The following is a 19,722-nucleotide window of genomic DNA, read 5'->3' as shown; positions in this document are numbered from 1 at the left end:
CCGCGAGCGGTCCACCCTGCCCTGCCCGGTAGAGTCGACTGTTAGTCGACTCTCGATAGCAGTCGACTCTACCCGCCCGGGTGGTCCGGCCCTGGGGCCGGACCGGTGCATCAGTCTTCCGAGGCCTGTTCAGCTTCGGCTTCAACCACCGGTGCCTCGACCGCAGCCGGGGTGCCGGCCAGGGTCTGCATTTCCGACTCGGTGAGACCGGAAGCGCCGCGACGGCGGTTGCTGTGGTACGCCAGGCCGGTACCGGCCGGAATCAGGCGACCCACGATGACGTTTTCCTTCAGGCCACGCAGGTTGTCCGAGGTGCCGCGGACGGCCGCTTCGGTCAGCACGCGGGTGGTTTCCTGGAACGACGCGGCCGAGATGAACGATTCGGTCGCCAGCGAGGCCTTGGTGATACCCAGCAGCACCGGATCGAAGTGCGCCGGCAGCTCATTGCGGGCTGCAAGGCGGGCATTCTCCTCGATAACGCGCTGGCGCTCCACCTGTTCGCCGTTCAGGAACTTGCTGCTGCCCTGGTCGGTGATCTCGACCTTGCGCAGCATCTGGCGGGTGATCACCTCGATGTGCTTGTCGTTGATCTTCACGCCCTGCAGGCGGTACACGTCCTGGATTTCCTTCACCAGGTAGGCAGCCAGCGGTTCGACACCCAGCAGGCGCAGGATGTCCTGCGGGCTCGGCTCGCCGTCCACGATGGTTTCACCCTTGGTGACATGCTCGCCTTCGAACACGATGACCTGGCGGTACTTCGGGATCAGCTCTTCGTGCTCCGAACCATCGGTGTCCTTGATGATCAGGCGCTGCTTGCCCTTGGTGTCCTTGCCGAAGCTGATGATGCCCGAACGCTCGGCCAGCACCGCCGGATCCTTCGGCTTGCGCGCTTCGAACAGGTCGGCCACGCGCGGCAGACCACCGGTGATGTCGCGGGTCTTCGACGCTTCCTGCGGGATCTTGGCGACCACGTCACCCACGCCGACGGCAGCGCCGTCCTGCAGGTTGACGATCGAGCGCGGCGGCAGCAGGTACTGCGCCGGCAGGTCGGTGCCTGGGATCGACAGGTCGTTGCCCTTGGCGTCGACGATGCGCACGATCGGGCGCAGGTCCTTGGCCTGGGTACCACGACGCTTCGGATCGGTGATTTCGCGCGACGCCAGGCCGGTCAGCTCGTCGGTCTTCTCGATGACGGTGATGCCGTCGACGAAGTCGATGAAGCGGATGAAGCCGGCCACTTCCGACACGATCGGGTGGTTATGCGGATCCCAGTTGGCCACGGTCTGGCCAGCCTTGATCGCATCACCGTCCTTGGACGTGATGGTCGCACCGTACGGCAGCTTGTAACGCTCACGCTCACGGCCGTGGGCATCGAGCACCGAGATTTCGCCCGAGCGCGACACTGCCACCAGCGAGCCATTGGCGTGCTCGACGGACTTGAGGTTGCTGAACTTGACCGAGCCGGTGGTCTTGACGGTGATGTTGTCGACCGCAGCAGCTCGCGACGCCGCACCACCGATGTGGAACGTACGCATGGTCAGCTGGGTACCCGGTTCACCGATCGACTGAGCGGCGATGACGCCGACCGCTTCACCGATGTTGACCAGGTGGCCGCGGGCCAGATCGCGGCCGTAGCAGCGCGAGCAGACACCGAAGGCCGATTCGCAGGAGATGGTCGAGCGGACCTTGATGGTCTGCACGCCGGCATCTTCCAGCTTGGCAACCCAGGCTTCGTCCAGCAGGGTGTTGCGGGTGACGATCGGATCTTCGTCGTTGCCCGGCAGGAACACGTCCTCGGCAACCACGCGACCCAGCACGCGATCCTTCAGCGGCTCGACCACGTCGCCGCCTTCCACGATCGGGGTCATGATCAGGCCTTCGGTGGTACCGCAATCCACCTCGGTGATCACCACGTCCTGCGCGACGTCGACCAGACGACGGGTCAGGTAACCCGAGTTCGCGGTCTTCAGCGCGGTATCGGCCAGACCCTTACGGGCACCGTGGGTGGAGTTGAAGTACTCCTGCACGTTCAGGCCTTCGCGGAAGTTCGCCTTGATGGGCGTCTCGATGATCGAGCCGTCCGGACGCGCCATCAGGCCACGCATACCGGCCAGCTGGCGGATCTGCGCCTGCGAACCACGCGCACCGGAGTCGGCCATGATGTACAGCGAGTTCATCGACTTCTGGTCGATGGTCTCACCCTTGGCATTGACCACCTTCTCGGTACCGATGGTGTCCATCATCGCCTTGGCGATGCGCTCGTTGGTGCGCGACCAGATGTCGACCACCTTGTTGTAGCGCTCGCCGGCGGTGACCAGGCCCGACTGGTACTGCTCCTGGATTTCCAGCACTTCGGCTTCGGCCTCGGTGAGGATGCCCTTCTTCTCGTCCGGGATCAGCATGTCGTCGATGCCGATCGAGACGCCGGCGCGGGTCGCGTAGGCGAAGCCGGTGTACATCAGCTTGTCGGCGAACACGACCGTGTCCTTCAGACCCAGCTGGCGGTAGCTGGAGTTGATCAGGCGGCTGATGTTCTTCTTGGTCAGCTCGGTGTTGGCCAGCGCGAACGGCAGGCCTTCCGGCAGGATTTCAGCCAGCAGGGCGCGACCGATCGTGGTGTCCACGATCGAGGTCTTGTTCTGCTTGTTGCCATCTTCGTCGGTCACCACCTCGGTGATGCGGACCTTGACCTTGGCGTGCAGTTCCACCACGCGGTTGTCGTAGGCGCGCTTGACTTCGGCGATGTTGGCGAAGGCCATGCCCTCGCCCTTCTTGTTTTCCAGCGAGCGGGTCATGTAGTACAGACCCAGCACGACGTCCTGCGACGGCACGATGATCGGCTCGCCGTTGGCCGGCGACAGGATGTTGTTGGTCGACATCATCAGCGCACGCGCTTCCAGCTGGGCTTCCAGCGAGAGCGGCACGTGGACGGCCATCTGGTCACCGTCGAAGTCGGCGTTGAACGCGGTGCAGACCAGCGGGTGCAGCTGGATGGCCTTGCCTTCGATCAGCACCGGCTCGAACGCCTGGATACCCAGACGGTGCAGGGTCGGCGCACGGTTCAGCATCACCGGATGCTCGCGGATGACCTCTTCCAGGATGTCCCAGACTTCGGCTTCTTCGCGCTCGACCAGCTTCTTGGCGGCCTTGATGGTGGTGGCCAGGCCACGACGCTGCAGCTTGGCGAAGACGAACGGCTTGAACAGCTCGAGCGCCATCTTCTTCGGCAGGCCGCACTGGTGCAGGCGCAGGTACGGGCCGACCACGATGACCGAACGGCCGGAGTAGTCGACGCGCTTGCCGAGCAGGTTCTGGCGGAAGCGACCCTGCTTGCCCTTGATCATGTCGGCCAGCGACTTCAGCGGGCGCTTGTTGGTGCCGGTGATGGCACGGCCACGACGGCCGTTGTCCAGCAGCGCATCGACCGATTCCTGCAGCATGCGCTTTTCATTGCGCACGATGATGTCCGGCGCGCTCAGTTCGAGCAGGCGGCGCAGGCGGTTATTGCGGTTGATGACGCGGCGGTACAGGTCGTTCAGGTCGGAGGTCGCGAAGCGGCCGCCATCCAGCGGGACCAGCGGACGCAGGTCCGGCGGCAGCACCGGCAGCACGGTCATGACCATCCATTCCGGACGGTTGCCCGATTCCAGGAACGCTTCGATCAGCTTGATGCGCTTGGTCAGTCGCTTCAGCTTGGTTTCCGAACCGGTAGCGGCGATTTCCTCGCGCAGGCGGGTCATTTCCGACTGCAGGTCGATCGTGCGCAGCAGTTCGTACACGGCCTCGGCGCCCATGGCGGCGTCAAAGTCGTCACCGTGCTCCTGGCGGGCCTGCAGGTACTGTTCTTCGGTCAGCAGCTGGCGGCGCTCCAGGGCGGTCAGGCCCGGCTCGGTCACCACGTAGGCTTCGAAGTACAGCACGCGCTCGATGTCGCGCAGGGTCATGTCCAGCATCAGGCCGATGCGCGACGGCAGCGACTTCAGGAACCAGATGTGCGCGACCGGCGAGGCCAGGTCGATGTGGCCCATGCGCTCGCGGCGCACCTTGGCCAGGGTCACTTCGGTGCCGCACTTTTCGCAGACCACGCCGCGGTGCTTCATGCGCTTGTACTTGCCGCACAGGCACTCGTAGTCCTTCACCGGGCCGAAGATGGCGGCGCAGAACAGGCCGTCGCGTTCCGGCTTGAAGGTACGGTAGTTGATGGTTTCCGGCTTCTTCACTTCGCCGAAGGACCACGAACGGATCAGGTCCGGCGAGGCCAGCGCGATCTTGATCGCGTCGAAGTCCAGCGTCTGGCGCTGCTGGTTGAAGAGGTTGAGCAGGTCTTTCATGGTGTTCTCCAGAAGGAGGAATGCTGTGTCGATGGGCTTTCAGTTGACTGCCAGCGGCGCGGCGGTGGAGGCCGCCGCGCCGGCATGGATCAGTTGTCTTCCAGTTCCATGTTGATGGCCAGCGAGCGGATTTCCTTCACGAGCACGTTGAAGGATTCCGGCATGCCCGCGACCATCTCGTGCTCACCGTCGACGATGTTCTTGTACATCTGGTTGCGGCCCTGCACGTCATCGGACTTCACCGTCAGCATTTCCTGCAGGGTGTAGGCCGCGCCGTAGGCTTCCAGCGCCCAGACTTCCATTTCACCGAAGCGCTGGCCGCCGAACTGCGCCTTGCCGCCCAGCGGCTGCTGGGTAACGAGCGAGTACGGACCGGTCGAACGGGCGTGCATCTTGTCGTCGACCAGGTGGTTCAGCTTCAGGTAGTGCATGTAACCCACGGTGGTGTGGCGATCGAACGCTTCACCGGTGCGGCCGTCGTACAGCTGGGTCTGGCCACTGCTCGGCAGGTCGGCCAGTTCCAGCATGCGCTTGATTTCCGCTTCGGTGGCGCCGTCGAACACCGGGGTGGCCATCGGCACGCCGTCGGTGAGGTTACGGGCCAGGCGCAGCAGTTCCTCGTCGCTGAACTGCGACAGGTCGACACGGTTGGCCACGTTGGTGTCGTCGTGGTTGTAGATGTCGTCCAGGAACTTGCGCAGGTCGGCAACGGCGGCCTGGGCTTCCATCATCGCCTGGATCTTGCGACCCAGACCCTTGGCCGCCCAGCCCAGGTGCACTTCCAGGATCTGGCCGATGTTCATACGCGACGGCACGCCCAGCGGGTTCAGCACGATGTCCACGGTTTCGCCCGAGGCCATGTACGGCATGTCCTCGACCGGCACCACGTTGGACACCACACCCTTGTTGCCGTGGCGGCCTGCCATCTTGTCGCCCGGCTGGATGCGGCGCTTCACGGCCAGGAACACCTTGACCATCTTCAGCACGCCCGGGGCGAGGTCGTCGCCGGCGGTGATCTTGCCGCGCTTGTCGGCGAAGCGACGCTCGAATTCCTTCTCGTGCGCCTGGATCTGCTTCTGCGCGCGCTCGATGGCTTCCGAAGCGTCCTCATCCTTCATGCGCAGGGCGAACCAGTCAGCCTTCTTCAGGCCGTCCAGGAAGGCGTCGGTGATCACATCACCCTTCTTCAGGCCAGCGCCACCGTTGACCACCTTGCCCACGATCTGCGAACGCAGACGCATGTAGATGGCCGCTTCCAGGATGCGGAACTGGTCGTCGAAGTCCTTCTTGACGCGCTTGATTTCAGACTCTTCGATCTGGCGGGCGCGCTTGTCCTTCTCGATGCCGTCGCGGGTGAAGACCTGCACGTCGATGACGGTGCCGTCCATGCCCGGCGGAACGCGCAGCGAGCTGTCCTTCACGTCCGAAGCCTTCTCGCCGAAGATCGCGCGCAGCAGCTTCTCTTCCGGGGTCAGCTGGCTTTCGCCCTTCGGGGTGACCTTGCCGACCATGATGTCGCCGGCGCGGACTTCGGCACCGATGTACACCACGCCGCTCTCGTCCAGGCGGTTCAGCGCCTGCTCGGAGACGTTCGGGATGTCGGCGGAGATTTCCTCCGGCCCCAGCTTGGTGTCACGCGCGACGCAGGTCAGCTCTTCGATGTGGATCGTGGTGTAACGATCCTCTTCCACCACGCGCTCGGAGAGCAGGATGGAGTCTTCGAAGTTGTAGCCGTTCCACGGCATGAACGCGATCAGCATGTTCTGGCCCAGGGCCAGTTCGCCGATGTCGGTGGACGGACCGTCGGCCAACACGTCGCCGCGGGCGATGACGTCACCCACCTGGACCAGCGGACGCTGGTTGATGCAGGTGTTCTGGTTCGACCGGGTGTACTTGACCAGGTTGTAGATGTCCACGCCTGCGTCGGTGGCGCCAACGATCTCTTCCTCGTTGACCTTGACCACGATGCGGGCCGCGTCGATCTGCACGATCTCGCCACCACGACGGGCGTTCACGGTCACGCCGGAGTCACGTGCCACGGCGCGCTCGATGCCGGTACCGACCAGCGGCTTCTGCGCACGCAGGGTCGGCACGGCCTGACGCTGCATGTTGGCGCCCATCAGTGCGCGGTTCGCGTCATCGTGCTCCAGGAACGGAACCAGCGCGGCCGCGATCGACACGGTCTGCATCGGCGAGACGTCCATGAAGTGGACTTCCGCCGGCGGCTTCAGCAGCGATTCGCCCTGGAAGCGGCACGGAACGAACTGCTCGGTCAGGGTGCCCTTGGCGTCGGTCAGCGCGTTGGCCTGCGCAATGACGTACTCGTTTTCTTCGATGGCCGACAGGAACTCGACTTCGTCATAGACCTTGCCGTCCACGACCTTGCGGTACGGGGTCTCGAGGAAACCGTACTGGTTGGTGCGGGCGTACACGGCCAGCGAGTTGATCAGGCCGATGTTCGGGCCTTCCGGGGTCTCGATGGTGCAGACGCGGCCGTAATGGGTCGGGTGCACGTCGCGCACTTCGAAGCCGGCGCGCTCACGGGTCAGACCGCCCGGGCCCAGGGCCGAGACGCGACGCTTGTGGGTCACTTCCGACAGCGGGTTGTTCTGGTCCATGAACTGCGACAGCTGCGAGGAGCCGAAGAACTCCTTGATGGCAGCGGCAACCGGCTTGGCGTTGATCAGCTCCTGCGGGGTCAGGCCTTCGGACTCGGCCATCGACAGGCGCTCCTTGACCGCGCGCTCGACGCGGACCAGGCCGACGCGGAACACGTTTTCGGCCATTTCGCCGACCGAACGCACGCGACGGTTGCCCAGGTGGTCGATATCGTCGACCACGCCGCGACCGTTGCGGATCTCGGTCAGGACCTTGATCACGTCCAGGATGTCGGAGCTGTCGCCGTGGGCGGCGACCAGGCGCTTGGACTCTTCGTCGTTGCGCTCACCGAAGTACTTGCTGTCGTACAGCACGGCTTCGCCGGTGGTTTCCTTGCGGCCCACGCGACGGTTGAACTTCATGCGGCCGACCGCGGACAGGTCGTAGCGCTCGAAGGTGAAGAACAGGTTGTGGAACAGGTTCTGCGCAGCGTCCTTGGTCGGCGGCTCGCCCGGACGCATCATGCGGTAGATCTCGACCAGGGCTTCCAGCTGGGTCTTGGTCGGGTCGATGCGCAGGGTGTTGGACAGGTACGGGCCACGATCCAGATCGTTCACCCACAGGGTGCCCACGGCATCCACACCGGCCTTGCGGAAGGCCTGCAGCTGCTCGTCGGTGATCTCGTCATTGGCCTGGGCCAGCAGTTCGCCGGTCGAGGCGTCAACCACGTCGTGCGACAGGATGCGGCCGACGATGTAGTCGTCCGGCACGGCCAGGGCGGCGATGCCCGAGGCTTCCAGCTGCTTGATGTGGCGCGCGGTGATGCGCTTGCCGGCTTCCACGATGACCTTGTCGCCGTCGGCGAGGTCGAAGCCCAGGGTTTCGCCACGCAGGCGCTCCGGCACCAGCTCCAGCTGGACGCCTTCATCCGGGTTGATGTGGAAGGTGTTGATCTCGAAGAACTCGGCCAGCATCTCTTCGTTGCTGTAGCCGAGCGCGCGCAGCAGGATCGACACCGGCAGCTTGCGGCGACGGTCGATACGGGTGAACAGCGCGTCCTTCGGGTCGAACTCGAAGTCCAGCCAGGAGCCGCGGTAAGGAATGATGCGGGCGCTGTACAGCAGCTTGCCCGAGCTGTGGGTCTTGCCACGGTCGTGGTCGAAGAACACGCCCGGCGAGCGGTGCAGCTGCGAGACGATGACGCGCTCGGTGCCGTTGACGATGAAGGTGCCGTTCTCGGTCATCAGCGGGATTTCGCCCAGATAGACCTCCTGCTCCTTCACGTACTTGATGGCCTTGGTCGACGACTCACGGTCGTAGATCACCAGGCGCACGGTCACGCGCAGCGGGGCGCCGTAGCTCATGCCACGCTGGCGGCACTCGCGCTCGTCGAAGACCGGTTCGCCCAGCTTGTAGCCGACGTATTCCAGGGCAGCGTTGCCGCTGTAGCTGGCGATCGGGAAGACCGACTTCAGCGCAGCGTGCAGGCCGTGGTCCGTGCGCTTGGCCGGATCGACGTTTTCCTGCAGGAATTCACGGTAGGAATCCACCTGGATGGCGAGCAGGAACGGCACTTCGAGAATCGAACGCTGCTTGCCGAAATCCTTGCGGATACGCTTTTTTTCGGTGAACGAATAGGACGTCATGAGGTCTTCCACCTTGTTGTGCGGGCCGTGCGTCCACGACCCAGAAGGAAACTTGAAATTGTCAGTTGGAAGTCGCTGGTATTGCCGGCACCAGCACGCCTTCTCCCGCTACTTCCAACTGCCAACTCGTCTGCTACCACGCCCCTGCTGCCGCGCGCTGCGCTGGCCGGCCGGGGTTTGACTGCAGCCCGTGTTGGGCTTTTTGCTGCTTCTTGCATCCACGCATGGCGTGGATCTACCGATTACATCCACGCATGGCGTGGATTCACAACACCGCAACAACGACCAAAGGCCGGGGGCTTACGCCCCCAGCCTTGGCTGCATCGCCGTGAATCGGTGACGATGCAAGGTAACTGCTTACTTGACTTCGACAGTCGCGCCAGCAGCTTCCAGGTCCTTCTTCATCTTCTCGGCGTCTTCCTTCGAAGCGCCTTCCTTCAGGACGCCACCGGCTTCGGCCAGGTCCTTCGCTTCCTTCAGGCCCAGGCCGGTGATGGCGCGGACGGCCTTGATGACTTCGACCTTCTTGTCGCCGGCCGACTTCAGGGTGACGGTGAACTCGGTCTGCTCTTCAACAGCAGCGGCCGGGCCAGCGGCAGCAGCCACGGCAACCGGAGCAGCGGCGGAGACGCCGAACTTCTCTTCGATGGCCTTGACCAGCTCCATCACTTCCATCAGGGACTTCTCGGCGATGGCGTCGACGATCTGTTCGTTGGTAAGGGACATGATTAATACCTTTGGATGATTTTCTGGGTTGAGGTTCCGTCAGGAACCACGGTAAGTCGAAACTCAGGCGGTCTCGGCGGCCGATTCGGCAGCGTCGGCGGCGACATCGCCACCACCCTGCTTCTCGCCAACGGCCTTGATGGCGCGGGCAAACATCGTGACCGGCTCGGTCAGGACGCGGGCCAGCATGGCCAGGGCCTGGTCGCGGGTCGGCAGCGAGGCCAGCACGTCGACGTGGCTTGCCGGGAACACTTCGCCACCGATGGCGACGACCTTAGCCTTCAGCTTGTCGTTGCCCTTGGCGGCTTCCTTGATCAGGCGACCGGCAGCGCCGGGCTCCTCGAGCGAGAACGCGTACAGCAGCGGACCAACCATCTGGTCCTGGGCGACTGCGAACTCGGTGCCTTCAACGGCGCGCGAAGCCAGGGTGTTCTTGACAACCTTCAAGAAAACACCGGTTTCACGAGCCTGCTTGCGCATCGCGGTCATCTGGGCGACCGTGGTGCCAGCGTATTCGGCTGCGATCAAGGAGTGGGCCTTGGCGGCGACGTCTGCCAGCTCGGCGACTACTTCTTGCTTCTGGGACAGATTGAGAGCCATTGCACTCCTCCTATTGAACTCCGCTTACGGCTCCTGCCGTGTGCGGTCCTGTGCGGCATCCGTCCTGGACGCCGGGAACATCGGGATGATGTTCCGGGGGGTGGGCCGTTCCAGACCTGGAGGCAATCAGGGAAATCCCAGACATGCGTGAACCAGAAAAACTCCAGAAGGGCACCATCTACGCAGGTTGATTCCGGGGAATCGATTAAGCGTTCGTGACTGCTCCGGCGGCGACTCCTTGCCAGATCGAGCTTCCGTGCCCGTCGCCGGTAGTGCCACGACCGCGCCTGCGGTCTTTGACGGCTACCGCGGGCGATGCACTGCCAGCGATGCCTTCAAATGTCACGGTCACGGCACCAGGGGCACCGTGACCGCTTCAAACAATTACTTCAGGGTCAGCGACGACTGGTCGACGGTGACGCCCGGGCCCATCGTCGAGCTGACCGAAACCTTCTGCAGGTAGGTGCCCTTCGAGGTGGCCGGCTTGGCCTTGATCAGGTCCAGCAGCAGCGCGGTCAGGTTGGACTTCAGCGCGTCTTCGGCGAAGTCGGCCTTGCCGATGGTGCAGTGGATGATGCCGGCCTTGTCGGTGCGGTAACGGACCTGACCCGACTTGGCGTTCTTCACGGCTTCACCCGGGTTCGGGGAAACGGTGCCGACCTTCGGGTTCGGCATCAGGCCGCGCGGGCCCAGCACGGTGCCCAGCTTACCGACGACGCGCATGGCGTCCGGGGTCGCGATGACGACGTCGTAGTTCAGATCGCCGGCCTGCATCTTCTCGGCCAGGTCATCCATACCGACGGCTTCGGCGCCAGCGGCCAGGGCTTCATCAGCCTTGGCACCGGCCGGAGCGAACACGGCGACGCGGACCGACTTGCCGGTACCGGCCGGCAGCACGGTGGAGCCACGGACCTGCTGGTCGGACTTCTTCGCATCGACGCCCAGGCGCACAGCGACGTCGATCGACTCGACGAACTTGGCCTTGGTGGCGCTCTTCAGGATGTTGATCGCGTCCTCGAAGGCGTATGCCTTGCCCGGAACGACGGCGGCCTTGATGGCCTTCTCACGCTTGGTCTGTGCCATCTTATTAACCCTCCACCACGAGGCCCATGGAACGGGCAGAGCCAGCGATGGTACGCACGGCGGCGTCCAGATCGGCGGCAGTCAGATCCGGTTCCTTCGCCTTGGCGATCTCTTCCAGCTGCTTACGGGTGACCTTGCCGACCTTCTCGGTGTTCGGGCGCTTGGAGCCCGACGAGATGCCAGCGGCCTTCTTCAGCAGGGTGGTGGCCGGGGTGCTCTTGGTGATGAAGGTGAACGTACGGTCCGAGTAGGCCGTGATGATCACCGGAACCGGCAGGCCCGGCTCGAGCTTCTGCGTGGCAGCGTTGAACGCCTTGCAGAATTCCATGATGTTCAGACCGCGCTGACCCAGCGCAGGACCGACCGGCGGCGAGGGGTTGGCCTGACCGGCCTTCACCTGCAGCTTGATGTAACCGACAACTTTCTTTGCCATGAGTATGCTCTCCGGGTGCTAGCGCCTTTCGACAACAGGCTCCCCATCGGACCGGGAATCACGCGTCCCGGCATCGCGTTTTGAAATCATGCTGAAGGCCACCTTGCGGCGGCCTCGTCCTGCTGGCTTCCCAGCGGGGAGCCGCGCACTATATCAGGTTTTTTCTTCACATGCCTGAAGCGGCACGTAAACGGAAGAAACCGGGCAAGGCCCGGTTCCCTTTGCAGAGTCGAGCCATGCTCGACTGCCACACCATCCAGACCCCGGAGTCGAGCATGGCTCGACTCTACAGCTGGATCAGACGGCCTTTTCGACCTGGCCGAACTCGAGTTCGACCGGGGTGGCACGACCAAAGATCAGCACCGAGACGCGCAGACGGCTCTTCTCGTAGTTGACCTCTTCGACGACGCCATTGAAATCGTTGAACGGGCCGTCGGTGACGCGGACCATCTGGCCCGGCTCGAACAGCACCTTCGGGCGCGGCTTCTCGACACCTTCCTGAACGCGGTTCAGGATGGCCTCGGCTTCGGAATCGGCGATCGGCAGCGGACGGTCGGCGGTGCCGCCGATGAAGCCCATCACGCGCGGGGTTTCCTTGACCAGGTGCCAGCTTTCGTTGTCGATGCGCGGAATACCGGCTTCTTCGTGGGTCTCGATCTGGACCAGCACGTAACCCGGGAAGAACTTGCGCTCGGAACGGCGCTTCTGGCCAGCGCGCATCTCGACCACTTCTTCGGTCGGGACCAGGACATCGCCGAAGCGCTCTTCCATGCCGTCACGGACGATGCGATCGCGCAGAGCCTGCGCCACCGACTTCTCGAAGCCCGAATAGGCGTGAACGACGTACCAACGCTTCATGCAATTCTCCTTAGCGGCTCAGGAACAACTGAACCAGCCACTGAATGACGTAATCGAACCCACCCAGCAACAGACTGAGAATGGTCACCACCACCATCACGACCCAGGTCATGCGGATGGCTTCCTGGCGCGTCGGCCAGACCACCTTGCGCAGTTCGAAGCGCGACTCGGAGAGGAATTCGCGGGTGTCGCGCCCCTTGCCGGTCAGCATGAACACGCCGATACCGCCAACCAGACCGACTACGACCGCCAACGCACGCAGCTGACCCGCCCACGCACCCAGCTGGGTGGCGCGACCGGAGTCGGCGGAGAACCAGAACCAGACGAACAGACCGGCCAGCACCAGCAGCGATGCGGCGACATACTTGACGATATCCCCACCGTTGGCGGAGTTGTCCTTGGAGTGTTCGATCTTGCTATTCATCAGGCTGTGTCTGCTTTAGCGGCCCAGGCCGCTGGATAAGGTGGGCAGATGGCACGCCAGGAGGGACTCGAACCCCCAACCTGCGGTTTTGGAGACCGCTGCTCTGCCAATTGAGCTACTGGCGTACGTTTTGAAACTTGCCTTCCCTTAGACGGCGAAGGCGGACCGAGGTTCCCGGCCCGCCATTCGCGTAACCGGCGGCGCTATGCAACCACCGGTACTGCAGGCTTACTCGATGATCTTCGAGACCACGCCGGCGCCGACGGTACGGCCGCCTTCGCGGATGGCGAAGCGCAGGCCTTCGTCCATTGCCACCGGGTTGATCAGGGTGACGACCATCTTGACGTTGTCACCCGGCATCACCATTTCGACGCCTTCCGGCAGAGCAGCTGCGCCGGTGATGTCGGTGGTGCGGAAGTAGAACTGCGGACGGTAGCCATTGAAGAACGGGGTGTGACGGCCGCCCTCGTCCTTCGACAGCACGTAGACTTCACCTTCGAACTTGGTGTGCGGCTTGATCGAACCCGGCTTGGCCAGGACCTGGCCACGCTCGACGTCGTCACGCTTGGTGCCGCGCAGCAGCAGGCCAGCGTTGTCGCCTGCCTGACCCTGGTCCAGCAGCTTGCGGAACATTTCAACGCCGGTCACGGTGGTCTTCTGCACCGGACGGATACCGACGATTTCGATTTCGTCGCCAACCTTGATCACGCCGCGCTCGATACGACCGGTCACCACGGTGCCGCGGCCCGAGATCGAGAACACGTCTTCCACCGGCATCAGGAACGGCTTGTCGATCGCACGCTCCGGCTCCGGGATCCAGCTGTCCAGGGCGTCGACCAGCTTCAGGATGGCCGGCACGCCGATGTCGCTCTGGTCGCCTTCCAGCGCCAGACGGGCCGAACCAGCGATGATCGGGGTGTCGTCGCCCGGGAAGTCGTACTTGCTCAGCAGCTCGCGCACTTCCATCTCGACCAGCTCGAGCAGCTCGGCGTCGTCAACCATGTCGGCCTTGTTCAGGAACACGACGATGTACGGCACGCCGACCTGACGCGACAGCAGGATGTGCTCGCGGGTCTGCGGCATCGGGCCGTCAGCGGCCGAGCACACCAGGATCGCGCCGTCCATCTGGGCGGCACCGGTGATCATGTTCTTGACGTAGTCAGCGTGGCCCGGGCAATCGACGTGGGCGTAGTGACGGACCGGGGATTCGTATTCGACGTGCGCGGTCGAGATCGTGATGCCACGAGCCTTTTCTTCCGGAGCGGCGTCGATCGAGGAGTAGTCCTTGAACTCGCCACCGAAGCGCTCGGCACCGATCTTGGTCAGTGCGGCGGTCAGCGTGGTCTTGCCGTGGTCGACGTGACCGATGGTGCCGACATTGACGTGCGGCTTGGTGCGCTCGAACTTACCCTTGGCCATGGCTGCTTATCTCGAATTCGTCTGAGAGGTGATGCTTAAGATGGTGCTCACGAAAGGAATCGAACCTTCGACCTCTTCCTTACCAAGGAAGTGCTCTACCGACTGAGCTACGTGAGCCGAGTTTTGCATTATGACATGAACTCGATAATATTCAAAGTTCATTCAATGGAGCGGGAGACGGGAATCGAACCCGCACCATCAGCTTGGAAGGCTGAGGTTCTACCATTGAACTACTCCCGCGCCGGGAATGTCATAACGTGAAACTGGTGGAGGGAGGTGGATTCGAACCACCGAAGGCGTAAGCCAGCAGATTTACAGTCTGCCCCCGTTGGCCGCTTGGGTATCCCTCCTTACCACCCCATCCCGTTGCCGCCGAAGCGTTGCGGTGTGTGGTGGTGAGCCGCTTATTCTGCTGATGGGACGGGAGCCTGTCAACGCTTTTTTCCATCTTTTTCACACGTTGTCGCAAACCCATTGATACGCAAGGTTATTGCCTGGGGACCGGCAGGGTCTCGCTGGCGAAAATTGCGACATGAGGGACACCGTCGGCGCCGATCCAGCCCCGATACATGCCCTGGGTGTTGAACGGCGTGGCCATTTTTCCGTCTGCGGCGAGCACGATCGCACCGCCATCGCCGCCCATCTGCGGGATCGTCTCGTTGATCACGCCCTTGCCGGCCTGCTCCGGGCTCTGCCCCTGGTAACGCATGCGTGCGCAGATCTCGTGCGCGGCAGCAGTACGGATGTAGTACTCGCCCCAGCCGGTGCCAGACACCGCGCAGCGTGCGTCGGCCCAGGTACCGGCGCCGATGATCGGCGAATCACCCACACGCCCATACCGCTTGTTGGTCATGCCACCGGTGGAGGTGCCCGCCGCGAGATGTCCCTGCGCGTCCAATGCGACCGCACCCACGGTACCGAAGTGCTTTGCGGTCTCCAGGTCGGCATGCGCCTGGCCGCTGGCCTCTTCCTTCAGCGCGCGCTGCAGCTGCTGCCAGCGCTTGTCGGTGCGGAAGTACGCCGGATCAACCAAGGTGATGCCCTGCTCCACCGCGAACGCCTCTGCGCCCTGCCCGACCATCATCACGTGCCTGGATTTCTGCATCACGGTCTGCGCCAGCAGGATCGGGTTGCGCACCCGCTGCACGCCGGCCACCGCACCCGCGGCCTGGGTGGCGCCATCCATCACCGCCGCATCCAGCTCGTTGCGGCCGTCGTGGGTGAACACCGCACCCTTGCCGGCATTGAAGGTCGGATCGTCCTCCAGCACGGTGATCGCCGCGGTGACCGCAGCGAGCGCCGGGCGACCCGCGGCCAGTTCGGCATGCCCCTTCAGCAGCGCCGCCCGCAGCGCTTCACGTGCCGCCTTCTCTTCGGCCGGTGACAGGTCCTTGCGCTCGACGCCGGCGCCGCCATGGATGACCAGCAGCGGCGAGGTGGCCGGTGCGGCCTGGGCGAGCAACGGCAGGGACAGCAGCGCGGACAGCGCCAGGCGCAGTTTCATCGGGTACGTCTCCAGCAGTAACGAGGGAATGGATTGCAGGGTAGTGCCGGCCGCTGGCCGGCAAGGGGCGCATCAGGGAAGGTAAGTTGCCGGCCAGCGGCCGGCACTACCGAAGCGTGAACTCAATCTCGCCGTCGCTGACGTCGGCCACGGCCTGGTAATCGGCCTCGGCCTGGAAATCGTCCAGGCGCATGCGGCTGCCGCTGGCGACCACCGTCACCGGCACCGCATGGAAGCGCAACGGCTCTCCTTCGACCAGGCGGTCCGCATCACGCCCGGGGCTGACCACCCAGACCTTGCCTTCGCCGTCGGCACTGTAGACTTGGGCCTGGCCATCCGGTTCGACGCAGAGAGCGGTGTCCTCGTCGACCCCGATGCCGACGATATCGGGGTCGCCACTGTCCTGTGCGGCGCGCGCCACGAACACGATCAGGCGACCGAGCCGGTCGCGCTTGTCGAAGTGGGTGTCGGTGACTACGCGCTGCAGGTAGGGCATCTGCAGGAAGCCGCTGTCCATGGTCACCGCGCTGCCCATCGGGTCCGCCAGGGCTCCGGCCGAGGTGATGCTGCCACCATCCATCGCGCCGTAGGCATAGCCACCGAGGATCGCCAGTCCGGCGCTGGTACCGGCAATCGGCTTGCCTGCACGCACATGTGCGTTGAGCGCGCGGTTGAGCGCGGTGCCCTTCCAGAAGCGGATGTAGCGTGACTGGTCACCGCCGGCGATGAAGATGGCATCGGCTGCGGCAACCACGCGCAGCACGGCGGGATCGTCCGCGCCGCGGCGACTGTCGAAGACCAGGGTCTGCACCGCGGTGATCCCACCGATCTCGCGATAGAGCCGTTCCTGCAACTCATCGCCACCGGAAGCGCGCAGGATCAGCACGCGGCCGTTGCCGGCCTGCCGGAGCCACCACTGGAAGGCCTCGGGCACCCATTCACCACCGCCCATCAGCATCATCGCCGGTGCGCGCGGACCGGGCCTCGGCGCCTCCAGGTCACCCACTTCGTAATAGGCAAAGCCAGGCCCCTGCAGATCCTCGGCAAGGGCCGCGAAGGGCCACGCCAGAACCAGCAGTGCCAGCCAGAGGAAGCGTCCGCGCAGGGGGCTGTGGGGGCGTCGCATCTTGATCTCCCTGAACAAAATCGACTTGCAAGCGTTTTCACTCTTTGCCAGATAGAGACCCAGTAGTCAAGGACATGAAAAAGGCGTTAAATGCGCGCGCCCATTCCGGAAATCTGAATGGGGGACATGGCCCCTCCTCTGCGGGCCGGCTTCATTTCCGAGAATTCCTCATGCGTAGAAAGGCGATGGCGTGGTCGATCCAGCTGGCGTTGATGGGCGTGGCTGCTTCCGCGGCGGCCCAGGCTCCGGCTTCCTCTTCGGTTCAACAACTGGACGCGGTGCAGGTCACCGGTTCGCGCATTCCGCGCGCCCAGGTGGAAGGCCCCGCCCCGATCACGGTGATCAGCGCCGAGCAGATCCGCTCCAGCGGCTTCACCACCGTGCCGGACGTGCTGCGCGCGATGACCCAGAACGGCGGTGAGACGCAGAGCCAGCAGTCCTCCAGTGGCGCCGACTTCTCGCCGGGCGCCCAGCAGGTGGACCTGCGCGGCCTGGGCCCGAACCACACACTGGTACTGGTCAACGGCCGCCGCATCGCCGACTTCCCGATGCCGTTCAAGGGCCGCAGCAACTTCACCGACGTCTCCAACATCCCGCTGGGCATGATCGAGCGCATCGAAGTGCTGACCGGCAGCGCCTCGGCCATCTACGGCTCGGACGCGATCGCCGGCGTGGTCAACTTCATCCTGAAGAAGAAGGCCGACGGCACCACGATCGACATGCGCATGGGCACCACCAGCGAAGGCGGTGGCGAGTCGTTCGACATGAGCCTGGCCAGCGGCTTCAGCCGCGGCAACTTCAACGCCGTGTACAGCGTCGAGCTGCAGTCGCAGACCCCGCTGTGGGCCTATGAGCGCGACATCCAGGATTCGACCCAGGACGGCCCCACCGAGGGCTCGCGCATCGCGCGCCGCGCTTACCTGCGTACCGACTACGACGACAACTACCTGGACCCGGGTGCCGCCACCTGCGACGCACTGGCCGGGCAGAACCAGGGCAGCACCTACCGCGCCTACCGTCCGAAGTACGGTTACTACTGCGGCAGCGACGCGTCGATCGGCTACGGCACCATCCTCAGCAAGCGCCGTGGAGCCAACGGCTACGCATCGCTGAGCTACGACTTCGACAATGGCCAGCAGTGGTTTGCCGACGTGCAGCTGGGCTACCACACGATGTCGCTGATGCGCGATGTCACCAAGTGGGGCCGGATGGATGCCAGTGGCGATGAGTCGGGCTATTTCAACAACCAGGCCACCGGCGAGATCGAGTTCTGGCAGCGCCAGTTCTCGCCCGAGGAGATGGGCGGCCTGCGCAATGCGATGGTACGCAGCACGCAGAAGACCTTCAGCGTGACCACCGGCTTCAAGGGCAACCTGATCGGCAACTGGGACTACGAAGCGGCGCTGAGCCACTCGCAGTACCAGTCGCGGATCAGCTGGGCGCAGATCATCGCCTCCAAGGCCAATGACCTGTTCCTGGGCCCGCAGCTGGGTGTGGATGATGATGGCTTCCCGATCTACAACGCGGACCCGTCGCGGCTGTACCGGCCGCTGACCCGCGCCGAGTACGATTCGATTGCCGCACGCACCACCTATTCGCCGAAGTCGCGCACCGAGACCGCAGCGTTCACCCTGACCAACTCGGCGCTGTTCGGCCTGCCGGGCGGTGATGCCGGTTTCGCCGCGACCGTGGAAGTGGGCCAGCAGGCCTACGCGCTCAATCCCGATCCGCTGGCCACCCAGTACTACTACTACAGCTGGAAGGACTCGGACGGCCAGGGCTCGCGCAACCGCTGGGCGACCGCCGCCGAGCTGCGCATGCCGCTGCACGAGACGATCAACCTGAGCGTGGCCGGCCGTTACGACCAGTACCGCTATTCGGGCCACACCATCGGCAAGGCGACCTGGAGCGGCGGCCTGGAATGGCGCCCGATCGACACCCTGCTGGTACGTGGTTCGTATGGCACGGCGTTCCGCGCGCCGGACCTGCACTACGTGTTCGCGGGCCCCGGCAACGACGAGACCACTGCCGAGGACCTGTACAGCTGCCGTGCCGACGGCGCCAGCGACTGCTCCGACTACGAGCGCAACCTGATCCGCAGCCGCACCGGCAACCGCCAGCTCGACCCGGAAACCAGCACCTCGTGGAGCGCTGGCTTCGTCTGGTCGCCGGCGATCGGCCTGGACCTGTCGGTGGACTGGTTCGACATCGACATGCGCAAGCAGGTGCAGGACATGGATGTGCGCACCATCCTGGCCAACGAAGCGAACTGCCGGCTCGGCACTGCCGACATCAGCTCGCCGACCTGCGTGGATGCGCTCGACCGCATCACCCGCACCAGCGATGGCCGCCTGTATGGCGTGCGCGTGGCCCCGATCAATGTCGCCCGCGAGTCCACCTCCGGCATCGACGTCGGCCTGCGCTACCGCCTGCAGACCGGCATGGGCGACTTCATCCTCAATGGCACCCACACCTGGGTGAAGAAGCACGATTTCCAGCGCTACCCTGGCGATCCGACCCTGGACCAGTTCGCGGTCAACAGCGGATTCGACATCCCGCGCACCAAGACCAGCCTGAGCGTGACCTGGGAGAAGGACGCGTGGTCGGCCACGGTCTACGGTTCGCGCCTGGGCAAGCTGCCGACCTCGGACAACTACGACCAGTCGTTCGACTGGGAAAGCGGTGACAGCCCATACGTGAAGGCGACCTACCGCTACAACGCTTCGGTGCAGTACCGCTTCGACGACCATTCGCGCCTGTCGCTGTCGGTGGTCAACGTGTTCAACAAGATGCCGCCGAAGGACGCCACCTACACCGCGTACCCGTACTACGACGTGTCCTGGTTCGACAGCGTCGGCCGCACCATCAACCTGCAGTACACCCACAAGTTCGGCGGCAGCGCACTGTAAGCAGGACGGCCCGCAGCATGCTCCCCAAAGCCCCCGCTCCGGCGGGGGCTTTTTCATGCATTGCT

Annotated in this window: 12 protein-coding genes and 4 tRNA genes; 1 reads left to right on the top strand and 15 read right to left on the bottom strand. The window is 64.2% G+C overall.

Annotation, left to right across the window (positions count from 1 at the left end; translation table 11 throughout):
• Positions 1-110 precede the first annotated feature (110 nt).
• From rpoC to ACZK29_RS03935, 15 genes are all read right to left on the bottom strand, one after another.
• Positions 111-4,331 carry a DNA-directed RNA polymerase subunit beta' gene (rpoC, locus tag ACZK29_RS04005; RefSeq protein WP_111202449.1) on the bottom strand — a complete coding sequence of 1,407 codons (4,221 nt, stop codon included), beginning with the start codon at positions 4,329-4,331 and terminating at the stop codon, positions 111-113.
• Positions 4,332-4,420: 89 nt separating this feature from the next.
• Entirely contained in the window at positions 4,421-8,575 is a 4,155-nt protein-coding gene (gene rpoB, locus ACZK29_RS04000; RefSeq protein ID WP_005408205.1) for a DNA-directed RNA polymerase subunit beta, read from the bottom strand.
• Positions 8,576-8,932: 357 nt separating this feature from the next.
• Positions 8,933-9,301, bottom strand: coding sequence for a 50S ribosomal protein L7/L12 (rplL, locus tag ACZK29_RS03995; RefSeq protein ID WP_005408204.1), 369 nt, complete (start codon positions 9,299-9,301; stop codon positions 8,933-8,935).
• Positions 9,302-9,364: 63 nt separating this feature from the next.
• Positions 9,365-9,901 (bottom strand): 50S ribosomal protein L10, encoded by a 537-nt coding sequence (gene rplJ, locus ACZK29_RS03990; protein WP_478446706.1) that lies wholly within the window; start codon positions 9,899-9,901, stop codon positions 9,365-9,367.
• 384 nt (positions 9,902-10,285) lie between these two features.
• Entirely contained in the window at positions 10,286-10,984 is a 699-nt protein-coding gene (gene rplA, locus ACZK29_RS03985; protein ID WP_004154350.1) for a 50S ribosomal protein L1, read from the bottom strand.
• Between the two features lie 4 nt (positions 10,985-10,988).
• Positions 10,989-11,417: a 50S ribosomal protein L11 gene (gene rplK, locus ACZK29_RS03980; RefSeq protein ID WP_004145248.1), complete on the bottom strand. Its 429-nt coding sequence runs from the start codon at positions 11,415-11,417 to the stop codon at positions 10,989-10,991.
• A 297-nt stretch (positions 11,418-11,714) separates the two neighbouring features.
• Positions 11,715-12,275, bottom strand: a complete 561-nt coding sequence (gene nusG, locus ACZK29_RS03975) for a transcription termination/antitermination protein NusG (protein WP_004154362.1) — start codon at positions 12,273-12,275, stop codon at positions 11,715-11,717.
• A gap of 10 nt (positions 12,276-12,285) precedes the next feature.
• On the bottom strand, positions 12,286-12,699 hold the full coding sequence (gene secE, locus ACZK29_RS03970; RefSeq protein ID WP_005408202.1) for a preprotein translocase subunit SecE: 414 nt from the start codon (positions 12,697-12,699) through the stop codon (positions 12,286-12,288).
• Positions 12,700-12,748: 49 nt separating this feature from the next.
• Positions 12,749-12,824, bottom strand: a tRNA-Trp gene (locus tag ACZK29_RS03965).
• Positions 12,825-12,927: 103 nt separating this feature from the next.
• Complete coding sequence (tuf, locus tag ACZK29_RS03960; protein WP_004154360.1) at positions 12,928-14,118, bottom strand: elongation factor Tu; 1,191 nt, start codon at positions 14,116-14,118, stop codon at positions 12,928-12,930.
• Positions 14,119-14,159: 41 nt separating this feature from the next.
• Positions 14,160-14,235 (bottom strand) — tRNA-Thr (locus ACZK29_RS03955).
• 49 nt (positions 14,236-14,284) lie between these two features.
• A tRNA-Gly gene (locus ACZK29_RS03950) sits at positions 14,285-14,358 on the bottom strand.
• Positions 14,359-14,382: 24 nt separating this feature from the next.
• Positions 14,383-14,468: transfer RNA gene (locus tag ACZK29_RS03945), tRNA-Tyr, on the bottom strand.
• 137 nt (positions 14,469-14,605) lie between these two features.
• On the bottom strand, positions 14,606-15,622 hold the full coding sequence (locus ACZK29_RS03940; protein WP_111204498.1) for an isoaspartyl peptidase/L-asparaginase family protein: 1,017 nt from the start codon (positions 15,620-15,622) through the stop codon (positions 14,606-14,608).
• A 106-nt stretch (positions 15,623-15,728) separates the two neighbouring features.
• Positions 15,729-16,748 (bottom strand): cyanophycinase, encoded by a 1,020-nt coding sequence (locus ACZK29_RS03935; RefSeq protein ID WP_478446705.1) that lies wholly within the window; start codon positions 16,746-16,748, stop codon positions 15,729-15,731.
• A gap of 170 nt (positions 16,749-16,918) precedes the next feature.
• Here ACZK29_RS03935 and ACZK29_RS03930 point away from each other — a divergent pair, with 170 nt between their 5' ends.
• Positions 16,919-19,657: a TonB-dependent receptor plug domain-containing protein gene (locus ACZK29_RS03930; protein ID WP_111204499.1), complete on the top strand. Its 2,739-nt coding sequence runs from the start codon at positions 16,919-16,921 to the stop codon at positions 19,655-19,657.
• Positions 19,658-19,722: the final 65 nt, after the last annotated feature.

It is taken from the genome of Stenotrophomonas sp. 89682_Sma, from assembly GCF_056481405.1.
Note: the sequence above shows the minus strand (reverse complement) of the source record. Positions and strands in the feature narration are given on the sequence as shown.